This window comes from Streptomyces sp. NPDC057438 (assembly GCF_042802995.1).
Lineage (GTDB): Bacteria > Actinomycetota > Actinomycetes > Streptomycetales > Streptomycetaceae > Streptomyces.
In genome coordinates this window covers 1-23,784 of the sequence record NZ_JBHVDD010000015.1, presented here as the reverse complement: position 1 = coordinate 23,784, position 23,784 = coordinate 1, and the positions used below count along the sequence as shown (strand labels likewise).

The window sequence follows — 23,784 nt, the reverse complement described above, 5'->3', positions numbered from 1 at the left end:
ACGCGGATGAACCGTGCACTGCGGATGAACCGTGCACTGCGGATGAACCGTGCACTGCGGATGAACCGTGCACTGCGGATGAACCGTGCACTGCGGATGAACCGTGCACTGCGGACGATCCGTGCACTGCAGGTGATTCGCGCACCGTGGACAATCCGCGCACCGTGGATGATTCATCCCCGATGGGCGGACGGTGCACGCTGGGCCGGTCGCGTACGGCGAGAAGGGGGTGTGCCGGGGGGTGTCCGCCCGCAGCGGTTGGCGCGTCGACGCCCCGCGCCTCCCAGCAAGCCGATTCCGCGCCGTTCCGAGGACGGACACCCCCCGGCGCGCCCCCGACCCACCCACCGTGCCCTGGCGAACCCCCCACCCACGGAAGGCCCTCCCACCCACCGCTGGAACGACCGAGGCTCCTCCATCCTGGAGTTCGCCGGCTTCCTCCCGATCCTCCTCCTCGTAGGCATGGCCGCGATCCAACTCGGCCTGATCGGCTACGGCATCAGCCAGGCGGGCTCGGCGGCCCGCGCGGCGGCCAGAGCCGAGTCCCTGCAACCCGGGGCCGGCCCCGCAGCGGGCGCAGCCGCGGCGAGCGCGTGGCTGAACCCGACCCCCGCCGTGGCCCCCGGCACCGACACCACCACCGCCACGGTCACCGTCACCGTCCCCTCCGTGGTCCCCCTCTTCGACCCGGTCACCGTGGAACGCAGCGCCACCATGCCCAACGACACCGACAACGACTGACCCCGAGACAGCCCCACCCCGAGAGGAGTTGACAAGAGGATGAGCCTGCGATCCCGAATCGCCACCCCCGACGAGGGGGCGACCGGACGCGAGGACGGACACCTCGTGGCCGTCTACCGCGCCAAGCTCCTCGAAGAGATCGACCTGGCCGAGATGTCGGCCCTCACCGCCGCCGACCGCCGTGCCCGCCTCGAACGCGTACTCGGCCACATCATCAGCCGAGAGGGCCCGGTCCTCTCCTCCGCCGAACGCTCCCAGCTGATCCGCAGGGTCGTCGACGAAGCCCTCGGCCTGGGCGTCCTCGAACCCCTCCTCGCCGACGCCTCCGTCACCGAGATCATGGTCAACGGCCCGGACTCGATCTTCGTCGAACGAGGAGGCCGCGTGGAACAGCTCCCCCTCCGCTTCGCCTCCACCGACCAACTCATGCAGACGATCGAACGCATCGTCTCCACGGTGAACCGACGGGTCGACGAGTCGAACCCCATGGTCGACGCCCGCCTCCCCACCGGCGAACGCGTCAACGTGATCATCCCCCCGCTCTCCCTCACCGGCCCGACCCTCACGATCCGCCGCTTCCCCCGCGCGTACACCCTCCCGGAGCTGATCGACCTCGGCTCCCTCGACGAGCAGATGCTGATGCTGCTCGCCGCCTTCGTCCGCGCCCGCTTCAACGTGATCGTCAGCGGCGGTACCGGCACCGGGAAGACGACGCTCCTCAACGCCCTCTCCGGCCTGATCCCACCCCGCGAACGCATCATCACCATCGAGGACTCCGCCGAACTCCAGCTCCAGCAGGAGCACGTGATCCGCCTGGAGTCGCGGCCCCCGAACATCGAGGGCAAGGGCCAGATCACCATCCGCGACCTCGTCCGCAACTCCCTCCGGATGCGCCCCGACCGCATCATCGTCGGCGAGGTCCGCGGCGGCGAGACCCTCGACATGCTCCAGGCCATGTCCACCGGCCACGACGGCTCCCTTGCCACGGTCCACGCCAACTCCGCCGAGGACGCGCTGATGCGCCTGCAGACCCTGGGCTCGATGTCCGAGGTCCTCATCCCCTTCGAGGCCCTCAGGGACCAGATCAACTCGGCGGTGGACGTGGTCGTCCAGCTCACCCGCTTCGCCGACGGCTCCCGCAAGGTCACCGAGATCGCCCTGCTCGTCTCGCACGGCCGCGAACAGTTCCGTATCGCCACGGTCTCCCGCTACGCCCCGGACCCCCTCGGCGCCGACCGGGTCGTCCACGGCCGCTTCGAGCACCTGCCGGTACCGCGCCCCGTCGCCGAGAAGCTGTACGTGGCCAACGAGCCGCTGCCTCCCGCGTACGGCGTGGCCGAGGCCATCGACCCGCTCAACACCCGCCAGGCCATCGGATAGCCCCGAGAGCCCGAGGAGGCAGGACCGAACATGGTGACAGCCGAGGCAGCCCAGACAGCCCAGGCAGCCCTGGTACCCCAGGCAGCACAGGCGCCCCAGGCACCTCAGGGGCCCCTGTCAGCCCTGGCCCAGGCGCCCCTGGACCTGGACAACACCACCCTGCTGGCCCTCGGCGCCACCGTCCTGTGCGGCACCCTCGCCGTCGCGGGCGCGCACGCGTACGTCTCCGGCCGCGCCCAGCGCCAGGCCCTGGCCGACCGTCTCGCGGGCAGCCAGGGCGGCGGCCCGACGCGAACGGCGTCCGGCCGCGTACGGCGCTTCACGGCGGTCGACCGCAGACTGCGCCGCACCCGTCTCGGCCGGGCGATCCACCTCCGTCTGACGACGACGGGCCTCGACCTGACGGCCGGCGAGTTCGCCATGTACGTCCTCATGGCCGTCGTCGCCCTGTGGCTCATCGCGGCCGCCACCCTGGCCCCGTTCTTCGGCCCGATCGCGGGAGCCATCGGCGTGTGGGCGGCGGCCATCTTCCTCAACTGGCAGCGCCAGAAGCGCATCGAGGCGTTCATCAACCAGCTCCCCGACGTCGCCCGGCTCCTCGCCAACGCGACCGCCGCCGGCCTCGCCCTGCGCACGGCCCTGGCGATGGCGGCGGAGGAACTGGAGGACCCGGCGGGCGAGGAACTGGCCCGGGTGGCGGATCAGTTGGCCCTCGGCCGCTCGGTCGACGACGCGCTCGGCGAGCTGGCCGAACGCCTCCCCTCCCGTGAACTGATCGTCCTCGTCACCACCCTCGTCCTGTCCAACAAGGCGGGCGGCACGGTGGTGAGTTCGCTGCGCAACCTGACCCAGACCCTGGAGGACCGCAAGGAGACCCGGCGCGAGGTCCGCACGATGCTCTCCGAGGTCAACGCGACCGCGTTCACCGTCCCCCTCCTGGGCCTCGGCTCGCTCCTCCTGATCAACTCCTCGAACGACGGCGCCCTGGCCCGGGTGACCGGCTCCCCCCTCGGCCAGCTCCTGGTCCTGATCTCGATCGGGCTCTACACGGTCGGCTTCTTCGTCATCCGCCGCCTCGGCAAGATCGAAGTCTGAGAAGGGGGCGAGACACGACATGACGACCTCGACGCTCCCCGTGCTCCTGGCGCTCCTGACGGCCCTCGCCGTCGCGGGCGCCCTGCTCGGCATCCGCATGATCCGCGCCGACGCGAAACTCCCCAGCGACCTGGCCCTCGCCCTGGAGGTCGGTGCCACCCGCGTCTCGAAGACCGGCTCGGCCGTCGACCGCCTCGGCATGCGCTTCGCCCCGCTCGTCCTGCGCCTCATGGGCCCCCGCCGGGTCGAGGCCAAGCGCCGCCGCATCGACATGGCGGGCAACCCCGGCGGCCTCACCCTCAACCGCTACGCCGCCCGCCGGGCCGTCTACGGCTTCTTCGGCGCCTTCATGGGCCTGGTCTTCCTGACCAGCGATCGCCCCCTGTTCGCGGCCTTCACCTTCGCCTTCGGCCTGCTGGCCGCCGACGCGGCCATCTGGCAGGCCGTCCGCGACCGCAAGGACGTCATCGACCGCACCCTGCCCGACTTCCTCGACGTCCTCGCGGTCGTGGTCTCGGCGGGCCTCGGCTTCCGCCAGGCCCTGGACCGGGTAGCGGAGAAGTACGAGGGCCCCTGGGCGGACGAACTGCGTATCACCCTGCGCCAGATGGACATGGGCGTCAGCCGCCGCCAGGCCTTCGACGAACTGCGCCGGCGCAACTCCTCCGAGCAGGTCGCCCAGTTCGTCTCGGCGCTCCAGCAGGGCGAGGAACTGGGCTCCCCGATCGCCGAGACCCTGATCCAGCTCGCCGCCGACATGCGCCGCACCGACGCCCAGAACGCCCGTCGCCGGGCCGCCCGCACCATCCCCAAGGCCACCCTCGTCACCCTGGTCTTCATGCTCCCGGCCACGATGATCCTCATCGCCACCGGCATGTTCCTCGGCTCGGGCACCAACTTCGGCGACATCCTGGGCCGCTGATGAGAGGCCGACGCACCCCACCCTCGCCGGGCCCCGCCCCCGGCACCGGCTACCTCGCCGACGACGCCACACCCCCGGCCACCCTCCGGCTCCAGCTCAACGCCCTGCAGTCCCTCTCCCGCCAGACCTTCGCCGTCCGCCTGGTCACCCTCGCCATCGGCACCCCCTTCGCCATGGCCAACACCACGGGCGGCCCGCAGAACCACGCCGTGCTCCTCGCCGCGGTCCTCGGCATCACCGTCTCGTACGCCATGCTCCGGGACTGGGACCGCTTCGCCCCCCGCCTCCTCGCCCACCCCACCCTGATGGCCCTGGACCTGCTCCTCGGCGCGGTCCTCCTCCTCACCGCCTCCCCGGCCTCCCCCCTCGCCTACGCCACGGTCTGCACCCCCCTCCTGTCCGGCCTCCTCTACGGCTGGCGCGGCGCCGGCGTCCTCACCGGCCTGCAACTGGCCGTCCTCGTCACGGTCCACCGCACCTGGGAACACCACCCCGGCGCGGGCGTGAGCACCCTCCTCATCGCCGGTTTCTGCGTCGCGGCCGGCATCATCGGCGTCACCCTGCGCAACCTGATGTTCCGCTTCGGTACGGCCACCCAGGCCCTGTCCGAAGCGACCTCCCGGCTGGCCGTCGCCGAGGCCGTGGAGTCGGAACGCGCCCGGCTGGCCCGCGAACTCCACGACTCGGTGGCCAAGACCCTCCACGGTCTGGCCCTCGCCGCGGACGCCCTGGCGACCTCGGCGGACCGCCCGGCCCCCGATCCCGCCCACCTGCGACGACAGGCCGGCCTCGTCGCCTCGGCGGCCCGCCGCGCCGCCGCCGAGTCCCGGGACCTCCTCACGGACCTGCGCCGCCACACCGACCTGACGACGACCCCGCCGACGGACCTACGAACCGAACTCACGACACGGACAGCGGACTTCGAGTCCCGCACCAGCCTCTTCACCCACCTGACCCACGCGGGCGGGACACCCCCACCGCTCCCGCCGGAGACGACCCACCACCTCCTGGCGATCACGTCGGAGGCGCTGGAGAACATCCACCGCCACGCGACCGCGACCGTTGCGGAGGTGTCCCTGAGGGTCACCACGGACACCCTCCACCTCACGGTCAAGGACGACGGCGTGGGCCTCCCGCCCGCCCTCACCCTCGAAGAGGCGCAGGAATCCGGCCACTTCGGCCTGCTCGGCATGGCGGAGCGCGCGGACCGCGCGGGCGCCGTCCTCCGCCTGGGCTCGGACGGCACCGGTACGACGGTGACCCTGACCCTCCCGCTCCCCGTACCCCCGGACGGCGAACACTCCACCCCCGGCCCGCCCCGACAGGAGGCCGCACATGCCTGACCAGCCGCAGGCCCGCCAGGGCCCGCCCCTGCGCGTCCTCGTCGCGGACGACAACCCGGTGGTCCGCGCCGGCCTCACGGCCCTCCTGGACGCGCACCCCGACATCGAAGTGGCCGCCCAGGCCACGAACGGCGCTGAGGCGGTCGCCCGAGCCCGTCACCACCGGCCGGACGTCGCCCTCCTCGACGTCCGCATGCCCGGCACGGACGGCCTGACCGCACTCCCCGAACTGACCGCGCTCTGCCCCGTGATGATGCTGACCTACAGCACGGAACCCGAGGTCGTGACCGAGGCGCTGCGCCGGGGAGCGGTCGGCTACCTGGTCCACGGCGAGTTCACCGCCGCCGAACTGGTCACGGCGGTACGGGACATGAGAGAAGGCCGCGCGACCATCTCCGCGACTGTCTCATCCTCGCTCGGCGTTTCCTACGAACCTTCACACGAAAGTCACGACCACTCTTCGCAGCTGCAACCATTCGTGGCACAGTCGTCGAAGAGTGGTCCCGCGCGCGCACCGGCACCCCGCCGCCGCGTGCCCGACCACGCCGACCGACCGTCCTTCGGCCTGAGTTCAAGGGAGGTGGAGGTGATGGACCTCATCGCGTCCGGCATGAACAACCGTCAGATCGCCGCCACCTGCTTCATCAGCGAGAAGACCGTCAAGAACCACATCAACCGCATCTTCGCGAAACTGCACAGCGCGACGCGCAGCGAAGCGATAGCCCACTGGCTGGGCACGACCCCCGGCGGGTGGCCCCGATGACCCCACCCGCCCACCAAAGTTGGGCCCCCGGACCCACCCCCGGCACGTGCGGTCTCCCGTACGGTGATCGGGTTGGTGTCGGCATCGCGCGGGAAGGCAACCGCCATGAAGGTGAAGCACCGTTTCCAGGCCTGGAGGACCACCGTCGTCTCTCGCATGCGCGGGAAGGGACGGGACGCGGGCGCGGGGTTCGTGGAGTACGCGGGCATCATGATCATCGTCGCGGGGATCTTCGTGATGATCGACGGGTTGGGGTTGGACGGGTTGATCTCCGGCGCGATCCTGGCTGCCGTGAGCAACGTCATCGGCGGCTGACGAGCCTGCGGCCGTTCGGCGACCGTGGGTCCACCCTCCCCATCTACATATGGCTGACGGCTATTCTGCTCTTCACTGCGTTGGCCTTCTTCGCGTTCGCCCAGGCGGCGTCCGCCCGTAACGGTGCTCAGTCCGCAGCGGACGCCGCGGCGTTGGCAGCGGCGCAACAGGCCCGAGACGACCTGTTGCTGGACCTCGGGGACGCCGTCGAGGCGGGCGACGACTGGCTGGACTGGCTGGACCTCTCCGGTGGACTCTCCGGCGAGGGAGCCACGGCCGCCGCGCAGCAACTCGCTGCCGCGAACGAGTCGACCGTCCTCGGCGGCGCCGCATCGACCGAGGTGAACGGGTATCCAGGTTTCACCGTCGAGGTCCAGACCGACTACGCGGTCGGCGAGTCCATCATTCCTGGCACCGAAAGCATGACCGCCACGGCCGCAGCCACCGCAGTCATTCAGCCGCGTTGCGATTTCGCGCCGGACGCGGACCCCACGAAGCCCGTGACCCTGGACTGTGACGGTCAAGCTGTGGACATCGACCCCGGAAATTTCGATCCGGACGACCTTCCCGACGCGTCTGTGATGTTCTCTGTGCGTCTGGCCGAGTGAGAGGAAGCTGTGTCCATGAAGTTCCGGTACACCATGAAGGGCCGCATGGCTCTGTCCACGGTGACGATCGCCACCGGGCTGGTTCTCACGGTGGCCGGCTGTGGTGGGGGAGGGGACGACGACAAGTCCTCGGACACGAAGTCCTCGTCGACGCCGTCCAAGGACAACGGAGACGACGAGAAGCAGGAGTCCGAAGCTCCCGCCACGGAGTCGGTTCTAGCCGAGGTCAAGGCCGGCGGCCTGACGCTCAAAGTCACTTCTGCGGCCCGCGACGGAGGCGGCTTCGTTACGGTCGAGGGCACGGTGACCAACGGCACCGGTAAGCCGTGGGTCGGCGCGGATTGGCGGGGTGACGAGAGCGAACTGGTCAAGAACGGCGGTTCGATCGCCGGCGCGAACCTGATCGACCAGACGGGTAAGAAGAAGTACCTCGTCCTGCGAGACACGGAAGGGCGTTGCCTGTGCACGAAGTTCACCGGCGGAGTCGGGACCGGAGCGACCACGGACTGGTTCGCCCAGTTCCCCGCCCCCCCCGAAGCAACCACCTCCGTGGACTTCCAGGTCGGCTCCATGCCCCCCGCCACGATCGAACTCTCCGAGGGCGAGTGACGTGACGATGACCGCCCCCACCCCCCGCGCCACCACCACGGGCACCGCCGCGCTGGCCGCGGCCGTGGCGGTCCTGGCCGCTCTCACCCTCGCCCCGCCCGCGCACGCCGCGGACGACCCGAGCGAACCCCCGGGCACCGTCACCACCTCACCGCCCCCGGAGGTCGACGCCAACAGCCCGGGCCTGAAGCTCGCACAGGGGGCCACGCTCGCCCCCGCGAAGGTCCTGGACATCAAGTCGGTCGTGGAGGACCTGGGCGGCGAGGAGCGCCGGGAGGACACGAACGAGAACGTGACGTTCGCGCTCCAGGCGGAGGTCCTCTTCCCCAAGAACAGCGCGAAACTCAACCCCCAGGCCCGCTCCCGCATCCAGACGATCGCGGAGGAGATCAAGAAGCAGGACGCGGCCAAGGTCCGCGTCTTCGGCTTCACGGACAACCTCGGCTCGTACGCCCACGGCCTGACCCTCTCCAAGAAGCGCGCGGAGGCCGTGCACGACCTTCTCGCCGCGGACCTGGACGGCAACGTCACCTTCGAGGTACGCGGCTACAGCGAGGACTACCCCATCGCCGACAACTCCTCGGAGGAGGGCCGCAAGAAGAACCGCCGGGTGGAGGTCTCGTTCCCGAGGACCGGGGGAACGACGACCGACAGCTGACCGGCGAGGTCGGCTACTCGCCGGGCTCGGCCTCCGGGTACGCGACGAACGTGCCCTTGGCGGGGAGGGTGACGACGACGTCACTCGGTCTGGACGCCGAGCCACCCGTACCTCGTGAGACACGCGTTCCCGTCGGCCCGGCGGGGGCGATCCGATGGCGGGTCGGGAACACTAGACCCCCCGCCGTCCGCCGGTCCGCATGTGCGCCCGCTGCGGGACCGTCACCGGCAACCCCGTCCACCCCTGACGGACGCGTTCGGCGTAGGACGGGACGCGACCGGCGCGGTCTGCATCACCCGGTCGACCGACCGCTAACCTTCGCCCCCGCTTCTGTCCGCGTACGCCCGCAACGACCCCACCACCGTGTTCGTGACGGCGACCAGCGGCACGGCCACCACCGCGCCCCCGATACCCGCGATCATGCCCCCGGCGGCGACCGCCAGCACGACCGCCAGGGGGTGCACCCGTACGGCCCGTCCGAGGATGAACGGCTGCAGGATGTGCCCCTCGATCTGCTGGACGGCGAGCACGACGACCAGCGTCATGACGGCCGTGAAGACGCCCTGCGTCACCAGCGCCACGACCACCGCCAGCGCGCCCGAGACGACGGCACCCACCAGCGGGATGAAGGAGAACAGGAAGATGAACACGGCCAGCGGGACCGCCATCGGCACGTCGAGGAAGTAGATCCCGAGGCCGATGAAGATGGCGTCGATCAGCGCCACGATCACCGTGCCGCGCACGTACGCCGTCAGCGTCCGCCAGGCGCGCGGTCCCGCGTCGGCGACACCCGGCCGGGCCGCCGCCGGCACCAGCTTCAGGGTCCACTGCCAGATCCGCTTGCCGTCGTACAGGAGGAAGAGTGTGGAGAACATCGTCAGGAGGATGCCGGTGAGCGCCTCGACGATGACGGTCACGCCCTCCAGACCCGCCGAGGTGATCGTGTCCGTGTTGTCGCTGATCGCGTCGCGGAGGTTCTTGGCGATGTCGTTGATCTGGTTCTCGGTGACGTGGAACGGGCTGGCGAGCAGCCAGCGCTGCAGTTCGTCGATGCCGTCCTGGATCTGGTCGGAGAGGTCGTCGATGTTCTCCATGACCTGCCAGGTGACGAACCAGCCGATCAGTCCCATGACCACGAAGCCGAGGGCGGCGGTCAGGGCGGTGGCGAGTCCGCGTGGTACACCGTGCCGGGTCAGCCGTGCCACGGCCGGCTGGAGCACGGCAGTGATGAGCAGGGCGGCGGTGAACGACAGCACCAGCAGCCGTACGGAGCTGATGGCCCGCATCAACACCCAGACGGTGCCCGCGAGCACGAGCAGCCGCCATCCGGCCTCGGCCGCCACCCGCATGCCCCAGGGCACCGCCGACGCGGGATCGGGCCGGGTGTACGGGATCGGGGCGGCCGTTCGGCCCCGAGCACCACCGGGGGAGCCGGCCGGCCCGCCCGCACCGCCTCCGGCGTCCTCGGTCCCGTCACCGCTCCCGGACTCCTCCGCGGCCGGGACACCGGCAGGCGTCCCGGAGACACCGGACACGGACCCGGCGTCGAAGGCCCGCCCCGTACCGGAGTCGAGGCCGCTGTCGCCGCCCCCGTCCCCCCCGCTGTCGCGTCGCCGTCCGGCCGGACCCCGACCGTCGTCCGGTCCCTCGGTCTCCGACTCGATCTCCGCCCGGCGCCGCTCCAGCCGGTCGGCCCATCCGCTCAACCCGGTGCCGACTCGGCCGAGCCACCCGGGCACCCGCGACATCATCCGCCCTCTTCCCCCGTCGTCCTTGCTGGTCATCACTCCTCCCGGAGGCCGCGATCCCGCTCGGCGCACTCGACCGTACATGGCCGAAGCCCTCCACCAAAGGACGGTGGAGGGCTTCGGAAAGTTGAGCTGCGGGCCATCGGCCCTCGGCGGCCTACGGGCCTAGTACCAGTGATTGGCCTGCCAAAACGTCCAGGCCTCACACGGACTGCCGTAGCGCGACTCCATGTAGTTCAGGCCCCACTTGATCTGGGTGGCCGGGTTGGTCCGCCAGTCGGAACCGGCGGAGGCGTACTTGCCGGCGGGCAGCGCCTGGAACAGACCGTACGCGCCCGAGGACGGGTTGACGGCCTTGTAGTTCCAGGTGGACTCGTGGTTCACGATGTTGCTGAAGCACGTCCACTGGTCGCTGGCCACGACGGCCTTCGCCATCGCCTGGATCTCGGCGACGGTGTACGAACTCTGCGTGGGGATGTCACCGAGCGAACCGGCAGCTGCGGACTTGGCCTTGACGTCGGCCGCCGCCGCTTCCTTCGCCTTGCGCTCCTGCTCGGCCTTCTCCGCCGCCTGCTGCTTGTCGATCGCGTCCTGGGCCGCCTTCTTACGGGCGGTCTCCTCGGCGTCCTTGCGGGCGCTCGCGTCGGCGGCGATGGCCTGGGCGTCGGCCTGAGCAGTCAGGGACGCGGTCTGCACCTGGGCCTGCTGACCCACGGGTATGTCGGCGAGCAACGTGGTGTCGTTCGCGACCGCCTCGGCGTCGTCAGTGGTCGTCTGCGCGGTGCTGCCCGAGGCAACTCCGACGACACTGCCGACTGCGGTGACCGCGGTGGCCGAGGCCACTGCGAATCCCCGGACCGAAATCCGGCTCACACGGTTTCCTTCCAGCATCGCCCGCCTCGGTGACCCTGGCGGACGCAATCGTGCCCCTGACGCTGGCCTCCAACTGCGGGGTCACGGAGGCGCGGGCCCGGTGGGCAACTCCCTTGCGGGAGCGCCGCGAGGTGCTCGGGCGGCATACGACGAGAGCTATGGAGTTGACCTGGTGCTGCTGTGGTGCCGTACCGCTGGGGGTACAGGTGTGTCGTATGCGGGGCCTGACAGGAATGAGACTCTGCCGTAACCAGACACCGTGAGGCAATTCAGTGGTGAGTGTGAAAGCTCACACCTCGTTTGACGCCGGAGATTCACGGAAAGCCGCACGCGCCAAGGCGCCGCCCGGCTAGGCTCATCGCCTTTGCCGGACGGCGCCCATGGGATCCAAGGGATCGGTGGCCGGACCGAGTTGGCTGAATTGGTCGATATCTTTCGATATCGGCCGGGTCCGTCAGATCTGTCCGTCCTCCAGCATTTCGGTCACAAGGGCCGCGATCTGGGACCGTTCGGACCTCGTCAACGTGACGTGCGCGAAGAGGGGGTGGCCCTTCAGCTTCTCGACCACGGCGACGACACCGTCGTAGCGCCCGACCCGCAGATTGTCGCGCTGGGCGACGTCATGGGTCAGAACCACCCGCGAATTCGCCCCGATCCGGGACAGAACGGTCAGCAGGACGTTCCGCTCCAGCGACTGCGCCTCGTCCACGATCACGAACGCGTCGTGCAGCGAACGGCCGCGGATGTGCGTGAGCGGCAGGACCTCCAGCATCCCGCGGGCGGTGACCTCCTCGATGACCTCCCGGCTGGTGACGGCGGAGAGCGTGTCGAAGACCGCCTGCGCCCAGGGGCTCATCTTCTCGGACTCGGAGCCGGGCAGATAGCCGAGCTCCTGCCCGCCCACCGCGTACAGCGGCCGGAAGACCATCACCTTCTGGTGCTGGCGCCGTTCGAGCACGGCCTCCAGGCCCGCGCAGAGCGCGAGCGCGGACTTGCCGGTGCCGGCCCGGCCGCCCATCGACAGGATGCCCACGTCCGGGTCGAGCAGCAGGTCCAGCGCGATGCGCTGCTCCGCGCTGCGGCCCTTGATGCCGAACGCCTCCCGGTCGCCCCGCACGAGCCGGATGTTGCCGTCGGGCGTCACCCGGCCCAGTGCCTTGCCGCGCTCCGACTGGATCGTCAGACCGGTGTGCACGGGTAGGGTGCTCGCCTCGGGAACGTAGATCGACCCTTCCTCGAAGAGGATGTCGACCTGTTCGCCGGCCAGGGTCAGCTCGGACATCCCGGTCCACCCGGAGGCGTCCGTGATGGCGAGCTCCGCGCGGTACTCCTCGGCGAGGAGCCCCACGGACGACGCCTTGATCCTGAGCGGCAGGTCTTTCGACACCACGGTGACGTCGAAGCCCTCGGCCTGCAGATTGCGGGCGACCGCGAGGATGCGGGAGTCGTTGTCCCCCAGGCGGTAGCCGCTCGGCAGCACGCTGGGATCCGAGTGGTTGAGCTCGACCCTCACGGTCCCGCCGAGCTCCCCGATCGGGATGGGGGCGTCGAGGCGGCCGTGCCGGACCCGGAACTCGTCGAGCAGGCGCAGGGCCTGCCGGGCGAAGTAGCCGAGTTCGGGGTGGTGCCTCTTGGCCTCCAGCTCCGTCACCACGACGATCGGCAGCACGACTTCGTGCTCGTCGAAGCGGCTCAGGGCGTTCGGGTCGGCCAGCAGGACGCTGGTGTCGAGGACGTAGGTGCGCCGGTCTGGCATACGGCGCTTTGTGCTGGTCACCACGGAAGGACGTACCCCCTCGGATGAGGTCGGGGAGCGACGGGTTCGAACTGGGCCGGTCGACGGCGCCGTTGCACGGGCCGAGAACCGGCCCTCCGCTGCTTCGTCCGTGCTGTGACCGCACGATCGGGCTGGTGCAAAGGGCCTCCCGGGCGGACGGCCCCGAGCCGCCCGCTGAGATCCGACACCCGTGGTTCGGGTGTCGACCTGACTGGCTTATGCCCTCGAACACGCGCCGCCATGCCAAGCGGTACGACGGCGTCCCGGTGAACTCCTCGTTACTTCTGCCCCGAGGGCGCCCCCGCGCACCTCGTCCGCGATGCGGAGTTTCAGCCTCCGAAGCGGCGGCCGCGCACCGCGTAGTCGCGCAGGGCGCGCAGGAAGTCGACCTTCCGGAAGGCCGGCCAGAAGACGTCGCAGAAGTAGTACTCCGAGTGCGCCGTCTGCCAGAGCATGAATCCGGACAGCCGCTGCTCGCCGCTCGTGCGGATCACCAGATCCGGGTCGGGCTGGTCGACGGTGTAGAGGTGCCTGCCGATCATGTCGATGTCGACGGACTCGGCGAGTTCCTCCATCGAGGTGCCCTTGTCGTGCGCCTCCAGGAGCATCGAGCGCACGGCGTCGGCGATCTCCTGGCGGCCGCCGTACCCGATGGCGACGTTGACCAGTATCCCGTCGATGTCCGAGGTGGACTCCTCGGCCTCCTTGAGCGCGCGCTGCATTCCGGGGGACAACAGGTCCAGCGCCCCCACGTGGTGCACCCGCCAGCGGCCGTCGGCGGCGAGGGAGCGGACGGTGTCCTCGATGATGCCGAGGAGCGGGACGAGCTCCTCCTTGGGCCGGTTGAAGTTGTCGGTGGACAGCAGCCACAGGGTGACGACCTTGACGTCCGTCTCGGTGCACCAGCCGAGGAACTCCTCGATCTTGTGGGCGCCGGCCTGGTGGCCCTGCATCGTGGTGGAGCCCGCCGCCTTCGCCCAGCGCCGGCTGCCGTCCACGATCACACCGATGTGCTCGGGCACCTGGGCGTGGTCGAGGTGGCCCTCGACCCTGCGTGCGTAGACCTTGACCAACAGGCCGCGCAGTGTGTCGCGCAGGTTCACGTGTTCCAGCCCCTCCGGTGCGGTGACGGTCCCCTTGGAGAGCCGAAGCCTACCGGTGCCGGAGCCCTTGGGAGGCCCGGGGGCGGGGGACTTGGGGGTGCTGCCGGGCGGGCCGCGGCGGCGCCGGCCTGCGGCTCCGTCCCCCGGGCGGGAGGCCGTGCGGGCAGAAAAAACGGGCCGGTCCGTGGGGGGGAGACGGACCGGCCCGAGGGGGGGTTTCCACCATAACCCTTCGTGAGTGATGCTGCGTGCATCGGCGTGCCACAACTACTCTCCGGAGCCGGACGACAGCGTGGCGGTGAGTGCGGAAGCGTTCATTCAGGGTGCGATCCGGGGGTGACCATGGCTGAATCCCGGCGGATTCGAAGGGGGAAAGGCAGAATCCCGGAGGGAATGTGGGGATTGCGCCCCGTTGTGTGACTTCCGGGGAGATGTGGCCCGGTGTCCCCGTACGGGTGAAGCGCGGGCGGAACGCGCGCTTGACGCCGGGGGTGGGGCGCACGGCTTCGCGCAGCCCCCTCCACTGCGCGATGCCGTACCGCGCAGCTTTGCTCACGCGAATTCCCTTGGTCTGAACCTACGTGAGACGACGCGTGGACGCCAAGCCGTGGGCGATAACGATGTGGACACCTGGATATAGGTCAGGATCCGACCTCGATCGGGTCTAGCGTCGGTCCCATGACGACGAGCGCGAGGGGAGTCCACACCATGACGGCCAAGGGGGCGGGACGGACCACGAAGGCCGGGCGGACCGCGACGACCGGGCCGGCCAGGGCGGTCACCTGGGAGCAGGCGAGCGCGCGGCGGACGGAGCGGCTGTTCCTGGGGTCACCGGCACCGTCCGGCACACCGGTCGCCGAGGTGGCCGGAGCGATGCTGGGAGCCCACGCGCAGGTGCTGTCGGCGGCCGAGCTGTCGCTGGGGCTGCGTATGGAGGGGGTCACGCGGGCGGACGTACGGGCCGCGCTGTGGGAGGACCGGACGCTGGTGAAGACGTTCGGGCCCCGCGGCACCGTGCATCTGCTCCCCACCGCGGAGCTGCCCCTGTGGACGGCCGCGCTCACCGCGATCCCGGCGGGGCCGAGCCCGTTCGCCCCGGACGTACGGCTGGCCGAGGAGCAGGCCGCACAGGTCGTGGCCGCCATCGGCGCCGCCCTCGACGGGGCCACGCTGACGGTCGACGAGCTGGGCGAGGAGGTCGTCGCGCGCACCGGACCCTGGGCCGGGGACCTCGTCATGCCCGCCTTCCAGGGCCTGTGGCCCCGCTGGCGCCAGGTGCTGCACCGCGCCGGCCAGTCGGGGGCCCTGTGCTTCGCCCCCGACCGCGACCGAAGGGCGACCTACACCCGGCCCCCGCACTTCACGCCCCCGACCTCGCCGGAGGACGGCCTGCCCCTGCTCGTACGGCACTATCTGCGCGCCTACGGCCCCGCCTCCCCGCGCCACTTCGCCCGGTGGGCGGCGGCCCCCGGCGCCTGGGCCGACAGGATCTTCGCCTCGCTGGACTCCGCCGGCGACATCGAGCGGGTCGACTTCGAGGGCGAGCCGGCCTGGGTGGCGGCGGGCGACACCGACTTCCCCGACGACCCCGCCGGCGTCCTGCGGGGCGTACGGCTGCTGCCCTACTTCGACGCGTACGGCATCGCCGCGCAGCCCCGCGAGCGGCTGTTCCCCGGGGCGGCGTACGAACGGGCCCTCGCGCGCGGGCAGGCGGGCAACTACCCGCTGCTGCTGGTCGACGGCGTGGTCGCGGGCGTCTGGCACCAGCGGCGCCAGGGACGGCGTACGACGGTCACGGTGGAGCCGCTCGGGCGGCTGGACGCGGCGCAGGAGCGGGAGTTGGCGGAGCGGGTCGAGCGGGTGGGGGAAGTGCTCCAGGCGCGGCCCGAGTTGGCGATCGGGAAGGTCACGGTCGGCCCGCACGCCTGAGCGCGTGCCTCACCCGGACGGCTTGCGGGCCTCGAAGAGATGGCGGGCGCTGTGCGCGACGAACGGGCCCTCCCGCCGGATCCGCTCGTGCAGGGAGCGGAGTTGGGGGAGGTACGCCTCGACGGTGAAGCCGGGCACCATCCAGACGACCTTCTTCAGGAAGTGCACGACCGCGCCGATGTCGTGGAACTCCATCCGCGTCCGCTCGGCCCGCAGGTCCACGATCTCCAGCCCGGCGGCCTCGGCACCGGCGCGCTCGACGTCCGGGTGGCGGCCGCGGCGGGTCTCCTCCGGCAGCGGCCCGGTGAAGTGCTCGACCAGCTCGAAGACGCTGGCCGGTCCCACGTGCTGGGCGAAGTACGTGCCACCGGGCGCGAGCACCCGGGCGATCTCCGACCAGTGCGGGTGCACCGGGTGCCTGCTGGTGACCAGGTCGAACGCCCCGTCCGCGAACGGCAGCGGCGCGTCCTGCGGCACGGCCACCACCACCGCGCCCCGCGGGTGCAGCAGCGCGGTGGCCCTGGCGACGTTCGGCGGCCACCCCTCCGTGGCCACGGTCACCGCCGGAAACCGGGGAGCGGAGGCGAGCACCTCGCCACCCCCGGTATGGATGTCCAGAGCCGCCGAGGCCCGCCCCAGCCGCTCACCCATCGCCCGCGCGTACCCCCACGACGGCCGGGCCTCCGTGGCCCGCCCCTCGAACCACGAGAAGTCCCACCCGTCGGTGGGCACGGCATCGGCTTCGGCGACGAGGTCTTCGAAGGTGCGGGAGGCGTGGGAGGAGAGGGAGGCCATGGGGAAGGATCCTTCCAAGGAGGGGAACGGGGCCGCGAGTGGTTTTCCCGAAGGGCCGAAGGCCTTTCAGCGGCGCGGGGAACCGCGCGACCGGCCCCCTCCAACCCGCAGCCGCCCCACGACCGCACCCCCCGAGCTCTCAGGCGCTTCCCGGCCCCCACCTCCACCAGCGCTCACCCGGAGGGCGCCCACCTACTCGGAGAGAATCGCCTCCCCCTCCAACGTGACCCCGACCGCCTGGATCACCGAAGCCACCCGGAACGCCTCCTGCACGGTCTCCCGCCCCACCCCCGCCCGCCGGAGGGCCTGCTCGTGCGAGTCCAGACACGCCCCGCACGCGTTGATCGCGGACACGGCGAGCGCCCACAGTTCGTAGTCGACCCTGTCCACCCCCGGATCGCCGAGCACCTTCATCCGCAGCCCGGTCCGCAGCTCGCCGTACGCGTGGTCGGACAGCAGATGCCGTGTGCGGAAGAAGACGTTGCTCAGCGCCATCGCCGCGGCCGCCGACTTCGCCGCGGTGTACGCCTCGGGCGACAGCCGGGCCCTGGCCTCCGGTGCCAGCTCGCGCAGCACCGGGGCCGAGCGCGAGGCGATCGCCGTGGCCAGCACCGTCCCCCACAACTGCTGCGCCGACAGCCCGGAGTCACCGAGGACGGCGTCCAGGTTCCGTCGCAGGTCCCCGGCGTAGTCCGGGATCGCGGACCTCAGCGTGTCGAGCGACATGGCGTCCTCACTCCGGGCGGGCGGCAGGTGGGGGTCGTGGGGGTCCAGTGTGGCGGTGCCGCGGGGCCGTCGCGGCACCGGCCTACTCCGTACGCAGGCCCTCCGGCCGCATGAGCCGCAGCAGCGGCGGCATGCTCAGCGCCGTGACCAGCAGGACGACGCCCGCGCCGATGCCCGCCATCGACAGCACGCCCGGCCAGTCGACGGCGACCCTGAAGCCCGTCATCTTCAGCAGTACCGCTCCCAGGGCCAGCCCGACCGACGAGGCCAGGACGAGGCCCAGCGTGATCGGGATCGCCGTCTGCCACAGTACGGACAGGCCGAGCGTGCGGCGCCGGGTGCCGAAGGCGACCAGGGCCGACAGCAGCTTCCGGCGTTCGCGCAGCTGCTCCAGCTGGGAGACCAGGAGGCTCGCGCCGATGAGGACGAGCACGGCGGACGCGCCGACCAGCAGACCGGTGCGGATGTCCGTGAACTGGTCCAGCCGGCGCGTCGACGCCCACTCCCAGGTCCGGATCAGCGGATCGACGGCGACGGCGGCGTTACGCACTTCGTCGAGCGCGTTCGGGACCGCGGGATCGGTGCGGACGTAGACGGTGCTGGAGAGTTCGTCCCCGGTCTTCGCGGGCAGGGCGCCCGGGGTGGCCAGCAGCCCTTCCGCGCCCATCCGCAACGGGTCGGCCCGCTGCGACACCTGCTTCACCTCGCCCGGCAGCTTCCAGGCGGCCTCGGCCCCCGGCTCGTCGCCGCTGAAGGACGGGTCGAAGTACAGCGTGTTCCCCGGGGTGCTCAGCTTCGCCGGATCAGCCTCCCGGAGGCGCTCGGGGGTATTCAGCAGGAAGACGTCACCGTCTCGGCACGAGGGGAGGACGGCGAGTTCGCGCAGCGCGGCGCAGTCGCCGACGGTCACCCCCACCCACGCCTCGGGGTCCTTGGCGGTGGGGGAGACCTCCGCGGTGGAGAGCACGGAGATGGCCCGGGCCCCCTTGGCCCGCTTCAGCTCCTTGGCGGCGACGCTCACCGGCAGGTCGTCCGGCAGCGTCAGCTCCATCTGGGTACGGGTGACGTCCTGGCCGGTCGACTCGGTGTACCTGCCCTCGGCGCCGGCGAACAGCATCTGCAGGGCGATCGCGCCGGCCACCGCCACGGCGATGCCGTTGACCATGCGGGCCGCCGAGCCGCTGCTCAGCTGGAGCCTGCGGACCGCCAGTTGCCAGGACAGGCCGCCGGAGCCGAGCCGGGCGACGAACGCCTCGACCACCCACGGCAGCAGCGCGGTGATGCCGAACAGCAGCAGCACGACACCGCCGGTCACCATGTACTCGTTGAACTTCCCGCCCTCCGAGCCCTGGTCGATCATCGGGTAGAGCAGGGCGAGACCGCCGAGCGGCGGCAGCAGCCGCCACCAGAGCCTGCGGCGCGCGGGCCTGGCCGTGCGGACCACGCCGAGCGGTTCGATGACGACGCCGCGCAGCGCGAACAGGGTGACGAGGACGGCGGCGGCGGGCACCGCGAGCGCCACCAGCAGGGCGAGCCCGGGGGAGGGGTCCAGGTAGCTCGGGAAGACACTGACGTCGAACACCTCGACGGAGCCGATGACCTCCCGGCCGAGCAGGAAGAAGCAGGTACCGAGGACCAGCCCCAGCACGGCGCCCGCGAGCGCCTCGCCGGCCGCGATCCTGCGTGTCATCCGCCCGTCCGAGCCGACCAGCCGCAGTGCCGCCAGCCTGCGGTCGCGCCGCTCGCCGCCGAACCGTACGGCCGTGGCGATGAAGACGGCGACCGGCATCAGCAGCACCACGAAGGCGACCAGTGTGAGCAGCACCAGGATCGGGTCCATCTCCTCCTGCGGCTGGTCGGTCGTACCGAATCGGTCGATGCGTGCCACCACGGAGCCGTCGAGCCGCTTCGCGAGGCCGTCGGCCCCGGCGTAGTAGGCGAGTTCACCCGGGCCGATCAGCCCGGTCTCGCCGATGGTGCCCGCCGTCCGGTAGGGCAGCCGGTCGCGCAGGAGTTCCCCGGCGTCCGAGTTCAGCAGGTCCGCGAGGGCGGGGGAGACGACCATCTCGCCCGGCGCGGGGAACGACGTGAGCCCCGGCGGCGGCGGCGCGTCCGGGCCCTCTTGTTCGAGGAGCCGTCCCCTGATCTCCTGGTGCCGGTACTCGGTGTCGGTGTCGGCGACGATCAGGCTCCGGTCGGTCGGCTTGGAGCGGGTGTTGTCCTCCAGGTAGCCGATGCCCCGGTCCTGCCGGGCGTCCTCGCGGGCTCCCCGGGTGTCCAGGGCGTTCGGTATCGCCGTGGTGAGCAGCAGCAGCGCCACCCCGAGGCCGACACCCACCGCTGTGAGCAGGGCCCGGATCCAGCCCTCACGGCCCCCGGTGAAGGTGAACCGGACCCCCATCGCCAGGTCCCGGTACCACTGGCGCGCGGCGATGCTCATACGACGCGCTCCATGTCCCGGGACTTCCCGTCCCGTACGACGATCTCGCGGTCGGAGTACGCGGCCACCCGCGCCTCGTGGGTGACGAGGACGACGGCGGCGTTGGTGGACCGGGCGGCCTCGGTGAGCAGTTCCATCACGCGCTCGCCGTTGAGCGAGTCGAGCGCGCCGGTGGGCTCGTCCGCGAACAGCACCCGGGGGCCCGTCACCAGGGCCCGCGCCACGGCGACCCGCTGGCCCTGACCGCCGGAGACCTCGCCGGGACGCTTGCGGGCGAGGTCGTCGACCTCCAGGCGCTCCATCCAGCCGAGGGCGGTCCGCTCGGACTCCTTGCGGGAGCCGCCGTTCAGCCGCAGCGGCAGGGCCACGTTCTCCACGCACGTCAGCTCGGGCACGAGCTGGCCGAACTGGAAGACGAAACCGAACTCGCTGCGCCGCAGCGCGCTGCGCTCGGTGTCGTTCATGGTGGCCATCTCGCGGCCGTTGTACGTGATCGAGCCCGAGTCGGGCGGCACGATCCCGGCGAGGCAGTGCAGCAGCGTCGACTTGCCGGAGCCGGAGGGGCCCATCACCGCGACGACCTCGCCGGGGTGGATGGAGAACGCGGCGCCGTCCAAGGCGTTGGTCGGCCCGTACGCCTTGCGCACGTCGGTCGCGACGAGCAGGGAGCCGGCGGGGGTCATCGGCGGACCACCGCCTCGGCCAGCTTGCCCAGTCGGGCGGCGGTCAGCTCCAGCCATCGCAGATCGGCCTCCAGGTGGAACAGGGCGTGGTCGCAGATCAACTGATCGGCCAGGTCGCCCTTGCGTTTGCGGTCGGTGAGGATGCGCATCATGCGCAGGTGCTCGGAACGCTGGGTGTCGAGGATGTCGGCCGCGTTCCGGTCGGTGAGCAGGGCGAGGACGACCTTCGTGTAGAGGGTCGACTGCAGGTACGGCTCGGGCTTCTCGGGCGTCGCGAGCCACCGCTGGACATCCGTGATGCCGGCCTCGGTGATGGCGTACCGCTTGCGCTCGGGGCCGCCGCCGGGCTCGATGCCGTCGACCTCGACGAGGCCGTTCTTCAGCAGGCGCGACATCGTCGAGTAGACCTGGCCGTAGTGCAGCGGCCGGTCGTGACCGAACTTCTCGTCGAAGGCCCGCTTCAGGTCGTAACCGTGTCGGGGCCCGGACTCCAGGAGTCCCAGGAGAGTGTGACCGATGGACATGAGCACGACTGTACACAGTGGGTATACACCGCACGTATACATGCCGTGTATAGGTGGCTCCCGGGTGGCGAGGGGGTGCAGGTCAGAGCCGATTGTCACGGTTGTGTCACCGAGATCGGCGCCAACCCGTGAGCCTGGTGGGGCAACCATCGGGCCTGTTGAAACGTCCGTTCCGGTGGGATGAGGTCTGCGACACGCGTGCCCGCGTGCGCATTGTCACGCCGTCACAGAGCGGACCGACTCCCTCTTGCCACAGTCCTCGGTGTTAGCTTGCTGAGCTGACAACACCCGAGTGACGTATGAGACCGAGCAGAAGTCGGAGCGGACCGGAGCCATGGGACGAGCGGAAGAAAGACGAGCGCGGCAACGCGGCGGTCGCCGCGCGGCGCCCCAGCGCTCGTCCGGGAGCGAAGCGGCAGGCACGACGACCGTCATAGGCGCGCCCGAGGGCGGCGGCCGGGCGGCTGCCAGAGCGGCGGCCAGAGGCGGTGGCAAGAAGCAGCAGAAGTCCTTCCTGCGCCGCCTGTTCACCTGGAAGAAGATCCTCGGCACGTTCTTCGGCGTCTGCCTGCTCGGCATGGCCGCCTTCGTGGCGCTCTACGCGTCGATCGACGTTCCCGAGGACGGCAACCCGCAGGCCACCCAGGAGAGCAACGTCTACAAGTTCTCCAACGGCAAGATCTTCGCCCGCACCGGCAACACCAACCGCGAGATCGTCGACCTCGACAAGGTCCCCAAGAAGGTCCAGCAGACTTTCGTCGCCGCCGAGAACAAGACCTTCTACTCGGACCCCGGCGTCGACTTCAAGGGCATGGCCCGCGGTGTGATCAACACCCTGTCCGGCAAGGGCAAGCAGGGCGGCTCGACCATCACCCAGCAGTACGTCAAGAACTACTACCTGACGTCCGACCAGACGGTGACCCGCAAGCTCAACGAGCTGGTCATCTCCCTGAAGCTGGAGCGCAACAAGACCAAGGACTACATCCTCGCGGGCTACATCAACACCAGCTTCTACGGCCGCAGCGCCTGGGGCATCCAGGCCGCCGCGCAGGCGTACTTCCGCAAGGACGCCAACGAACTCAGCGTCGAACAGGGCGCCTACCTCGCCGCGCTGCTCCAGGCCCCCAGCCAGTACGACCTGGCCACCGCCACCCCGACCGGCAGGAAGCTGGTCACGGCGCGCTGGAACTACGTCCTGGACAACATGGTCGAGATGAAGAAGCTGACCGCCTCGGAGCGCGCGGGCATGAAGATGCCCAAGCTCAAGCCGCCCCTGACCGCCCCCGGCATGGCCGGCCAGAACGGCTACCTGGTCGAGGCCGCCAACAACCAGCTGGCCAAGCAGCTGGTGGCCGAGGACAAGGCGTCCGACTTCGAGGAAGCCAAGACGAAGATCGACCTGGGCGGCTGGAACGTCACGCTCAACATCAACCCGAAGAAGCAGGCCGCGCTGGAGAAGGCCGTCAAGCAGCGCCTCACCAGCAAGCTCGAACCGAAGAAGCGCAAGGTCGACAAGGACATCCAGGCCGGTGCCGTCTCCGTCGACCCGAAGACCGGAAAGATCGTCGCCATGTACGGCGGCGTCGACTACGTGAAGCACTTCACGAACAACGCCACCCGCCGGGACTACCAGCCCGCCTCCACCTTCAAGCCGGTCATCCTCGCCGCGGCCGTCGACGAGAACGCCGAGACCCAGGACGGCGAACCGATCACCGCCAGCACGGTCTACGACGGTGACAGCCGGCACAAGGTCATGGACAACGGCACCGCGGTCGGCTTCAACCCGCCCAACGAGGACAACGTCGACTACGGCGACGTCACCGTGCAGACCGCCATGAACAAGTCCATCAACTCCGTCTTCGCGCAGATGGGCGTCGACGTGGGCATGGAGAAGGTCATGGAGGTGGCCGGGAAGCTCGGCATGGACACCGAGGGCATGCAGGCCGTCCCCGCCCAGACCCTGGGCTCCATGGGCGCCAGCCCGCTGGAGATGGCCGGCATCTACGCCACGCTCGACAACCACGGCAGGAAGGTCACCCCGACCCTCCTCGCCTCGGCCACGCACCGGGACGGCGAGGTCACGTTCCCCGACCCGATCGGCGAGCGTGTCATCAGCGAAGAGGCCGCCGACACGGTCACCTCGGTCCTCACCGGCGTGGTCGACGACGGTACGGCCAAGGCGTCCGTCCGCGACAACCCGGCCCGCAACGGCCAGCAGGTCGCCGGCAAGACGGGTACCTCCGACGAGAACCGTTCCGCCTGGTTCACCGGCTACACGCCGAACCTCGTGACCTCCGTCGGCCTCTTCGGCGAGGACATGAGCAAGAACGGCAAGCACGTTCCGATGTACAACGCCCTCGGGGAGCCCCGCATCAACGGCGGTGGCTTCCCGGCCCGGATCTGGGCCACGTACACCTTCGGCGTGATGGGCAAGCCCACCAAGTTCGACCTGAACACCAAGCAGGGTGCCGCGGTCGCGCCCACCGAGTCGGCGACCCCCTCGCCGACCCCGTCCGAGACCCCGAGCGAGACCCCGTCCGAGACCCCCTCCAGCGAGCCCCCGACGTCCGAGTCGCCGTCGGCCCCGGAGACGACCCCGGAGACCACGCCGGAGACGACCCCGGAGGAGACTCCGTCCCAGACCCCGTCGAACGACGATGACTTCCCGTTCCCGCCCGATCCCAACGATCCACAGGTGGACGACTAGCGCGGGACCGACGTACGACGGAGGGGGCGCCCGGTGATCACCGGG

Annotated in this window: 21 protein-coding genes; 12 read left to right on the top strand and 9 right to left on the bottom strand. The window is 70.7% G+C overall.

What is annotated here, in order from left to right:
• The first annotated feature begins 417 nt into the window (after positions 1–417).
• The 10 genes from ACFU5F_RS11630 (at position 418) to ACFU5F_RS11585 (ending at position 8,434) form a co-directional block, all read left to right on the top strand.
• On the top strand, positions 418–741 hold the full coding sequence (locus tag ACFU5F_RS11630; protein ID WP_383885582.1) for a TadE/TadG family type IV pilus assembly protein: 324 nt from the start codon (positions 418–420) through the stop codon (positions 739–741).
• Positions 742–780: 39 nt separating this feature from the next.
• The gene (locus ACFU5F_RS11625; RefSeq protein WP_383885355.1) at positions 781–2,121 is read left to right on the top strand and encodes a CpaF family protein; all 1,341 of its coding nucleotides are present in this window, start codon (positions 781–783) and stop codon (positions 2,119–2,121) included.
• A 30-nt stretch (positions 2,122–2,151) separates the two neighbouring features.
• Positions 2,152–3,216 (top strand): type II secretion system F family protein, encoded by a 1,065-nt coding sequence (locus ACFU5F_RS11620; protein WP_383885352.1) that lies wholly within the window; start codon positions 2,152–2,154, stop codon positions 3,214–3,216.
• Between the two features lie 19 nt (positions 3,217–3,235).
• Positions 3,236–4,138 (top strand): DUF5936 domain-containing protein, encoded by a 903-nt coding sequence (locus ACFU5F_RS11615; RefSeq protein ID WP_383885350.1) that lies wholly within the window; start codon positions 3,236–3,238, stop codon positions 4,136–4,138.
• Complete coding sequence (locus ACFU5F_RS11610; protein ID WP_383885347.1) at positions 4,138–5,481, top strand: sensor histidine kinase; 1,344 nt, start codon at positions 4,138–4,140, stop codon at positions 5,479–5,481. Before ACFU5F_RS11615 ends, ACFU5F_RS11610 begins: the two co-directional genes overlap by 1 nt.
• A complete protein-coding gene (locus tag ACFU5F_RS11605) occupies positions 5,474–6,244 on the top strand; it encodes a response regulator (protein WP_383885344.1) in 771 nt (256 codons plus the stop codon). Before ACFU5F_RS11610 ends, ACFU5F_RS11605 begins: the two co-directional genes overlap by 8 nt.
• Before the next feature lie 105 nt (positions 6,245–6,349).
• Positions 6,350–6,559, top strand: a complete 210-nt coding sequence (locus ACFU5F_RS11600) for a hypothetical protein (protein WP_383885579.1) — start codon at positions 6,350–6,352, stop codon at positions 6,557–6,559.
• Complete coding sequence (locus tag ACFU5F_RS11595; RefSeq protein WP_383885576.1) at positions 6,556–7,167, top strand: pilus assembly protein TadG-related protein; 612 nt, start codon at positions 6,556–6,558, stop codon at positions 7,165–7,167. Before ACFU5F_RS11600 ends, ACFU5F_RS11595 begins: the two co-directional genes overlap by 4 nt.
• Before the next feature lie 15 nt (positions 7,168–7,182).
• Complete coding sequence (locus tag ACFU5F_RS11590) at positions 7,183–7,776, top strand: hypothetical protein (RefSeq protein WP_383885342.1); 594 nt, start codon at positions 7,183–7,185, stop codon at positions 7,774–7,776.
• A 1-nt stretch (position 7,777) separates the two neighbouring features.
• Complete coding sequence (locus tag ACFU5F_RS11585; protein WP_383885339.1) at positions 7,778–8,434, top strand: OmpA family protein; 657 nt, start codon at positions 7,778–7,780, stop codon at positions 8,432–8,434.
• A gap of 311 nt (positions 8,435–8,745) precedes the next feature.
• Here the strand turns inward: ACFU5F_RS11585 and ACFU5F_RS11580 are convergent, their stop codons facing one another.
• From ACFU5F_RS11580 to ACFU5F_RS11565, 4 genes are all read right to left on the bottom strand, one after another.
• Positions 8,746–10,182, bottom strand: a complete 1,437-nt coding sequence (locus ACFU5F_RS11580; protein ID WP_383885573.1) for an AI-2E family transporter — start codon at positions 10,180–10,182, stop codon at positions 8,746–8,748.
• A 165-nt stretch (positions 10,183–10,347) separates the two neighbouring features.
• Positions 10,348–11,073 (bottom strand): transglycosylase SLT domain-containing protein, encoded by a 726-nt coding sequence (locus tag ACFU5F_RS11575; protein ID WP_383885336.1) that lies wholly within the window; start codon positions 11,071–11,073, stop codon positions 10,348–10,350.
• 436 nt (positions 11,074–11,509) lie between these two features.
• A complete protein-coding gene (locus ACFU5F_RS11570) occupies positions 11,510–12,835 on the bottom strand; it encodes a PhoH family protein (protein WP_275456318.1) in 1,326 nt (441 codons plus the stop codon).
• Positions 12,836–13,161: 326 nt separating this feature from the next.
• The gene (locus tag ACFU5F_RS11565; RefSeq protein ID WP_013001116.1) at positions 13,162–13,935 is read right to left on the bottom strand and encodes an isoprenyl transferase; all 774 of its coding nucleotides are present in this window, start codon (positions 13,933–13,935) and stop codon (positions 13,162–13,164) included.
• A 708-nt stretch (positions 13,936–14,643) separates the two neighbouring features.
• Between ACFU5F_RS11565 and ACFU5F_RS11560 the strand changes: the two genes are divergently transcribed.
• Positions 14,644–15,864, top strand: a complete 1,221-nt coding sequence (locus tag ACFU5F_RS11560) for a winged helix DNA-binding domain-containing protein (protein WP_383885570.1) — start codon at positions 14,644–14,646, stop codon at positions 15,862–15,864.
• Positions 15,865–15,873: 9 nt separating this feature from the next.
• Here ACFU5F_RS11560 and ACFU5F_RS11555 read toward each other — a convergent pair whose 3' ends face one another.
• The 5 genes from ACFU5F_RS11555 to ACFU5F_RS11535 form a co-directional block, all read right to left on the bottom strand.
• The gene (locus tag ACFU5F_RS11555; RefSeq protein WP_383885332.1) at positions 15,874–16,659 is read right to left on the bottom strand and encodes a class I SAM-dependent methyltransferase; all 786 of its coding nucleotides are present in this window, start codon (positions 16,657–16,659) and stop codon (positions 15,874–15,876) included.
• 192 nt (positions 16,660–16,851) lie between these two features.
• Positions 16,852–17,385, bottom strand: coding sequence for a carboxymuconolactone decarboxylase family protein (locus ACFU5F_RS11550; protein WP_383885567.1), 534 nt, complete (start codon positions 17,383–17,385; stop codon positions 16,852–16,854).
• 82 nt (positions 17,386–17,467) lie between these two features.
• On the bottom strand, positions 17,468–19,825 hold the full coding sequence (locus tag ACFU5F_RS11545) for an FtsX-like permease family protein (RefSeq protein WP_383885329.1): 2,358 nt from the start codon (positions 19,823–19,825) through the stop codon (positions 17,468–17,470).
• Complete coding sequence (locus ACFU5F_RS11540; protein ID WP_383885326.1) at positions 19,822–20,508, bottom strand: ABC transporter ATP-binding protein; 687 nt, start codon at positions 20,506–20,508, stop codon at positions 19,822–19,824. The genes ACFU5F_RS11545 and ACFU5F_RS11540 overlap by 4 nt, the downstream gene beginning before the upstream one ends.
• Positions 20,505–21,032, bottom strand: a complete 528-nt coding sequence (locus tag ACFU5F_RS11535) for a PadR family transcriptional regulator (RefSeq protein WP_046918619.1) — start codon at positions 21,030–21,032, stop codon at positions 20,505–20,507. The genes ACFU5F_RS11540 and ACFU5F_RS11535 overlap by 4 nt, the downstream gene beginning before the upstream one ends.
• Before the next feature lie 334 nt (positions 21,033–21,366).
• On the opposite strand from ACFU5F_RS11535, the gene ACFU5F_RS11530 reads away from it, so the two are divergent.
• Positions 21,367–23,739: a transglycosylase domain-containing protein gene (locus ACFU5F_RS11530; RefSeq protein WP_383885564.1), complete on the top strand. Its 2,373-nt coding sequence runs from the start codon at positions 21,367–21,369 to the stop codon at positions 23,737–23,739.
• Positions 23,740–23,784 lie beyond the last annotated feature (45 nt).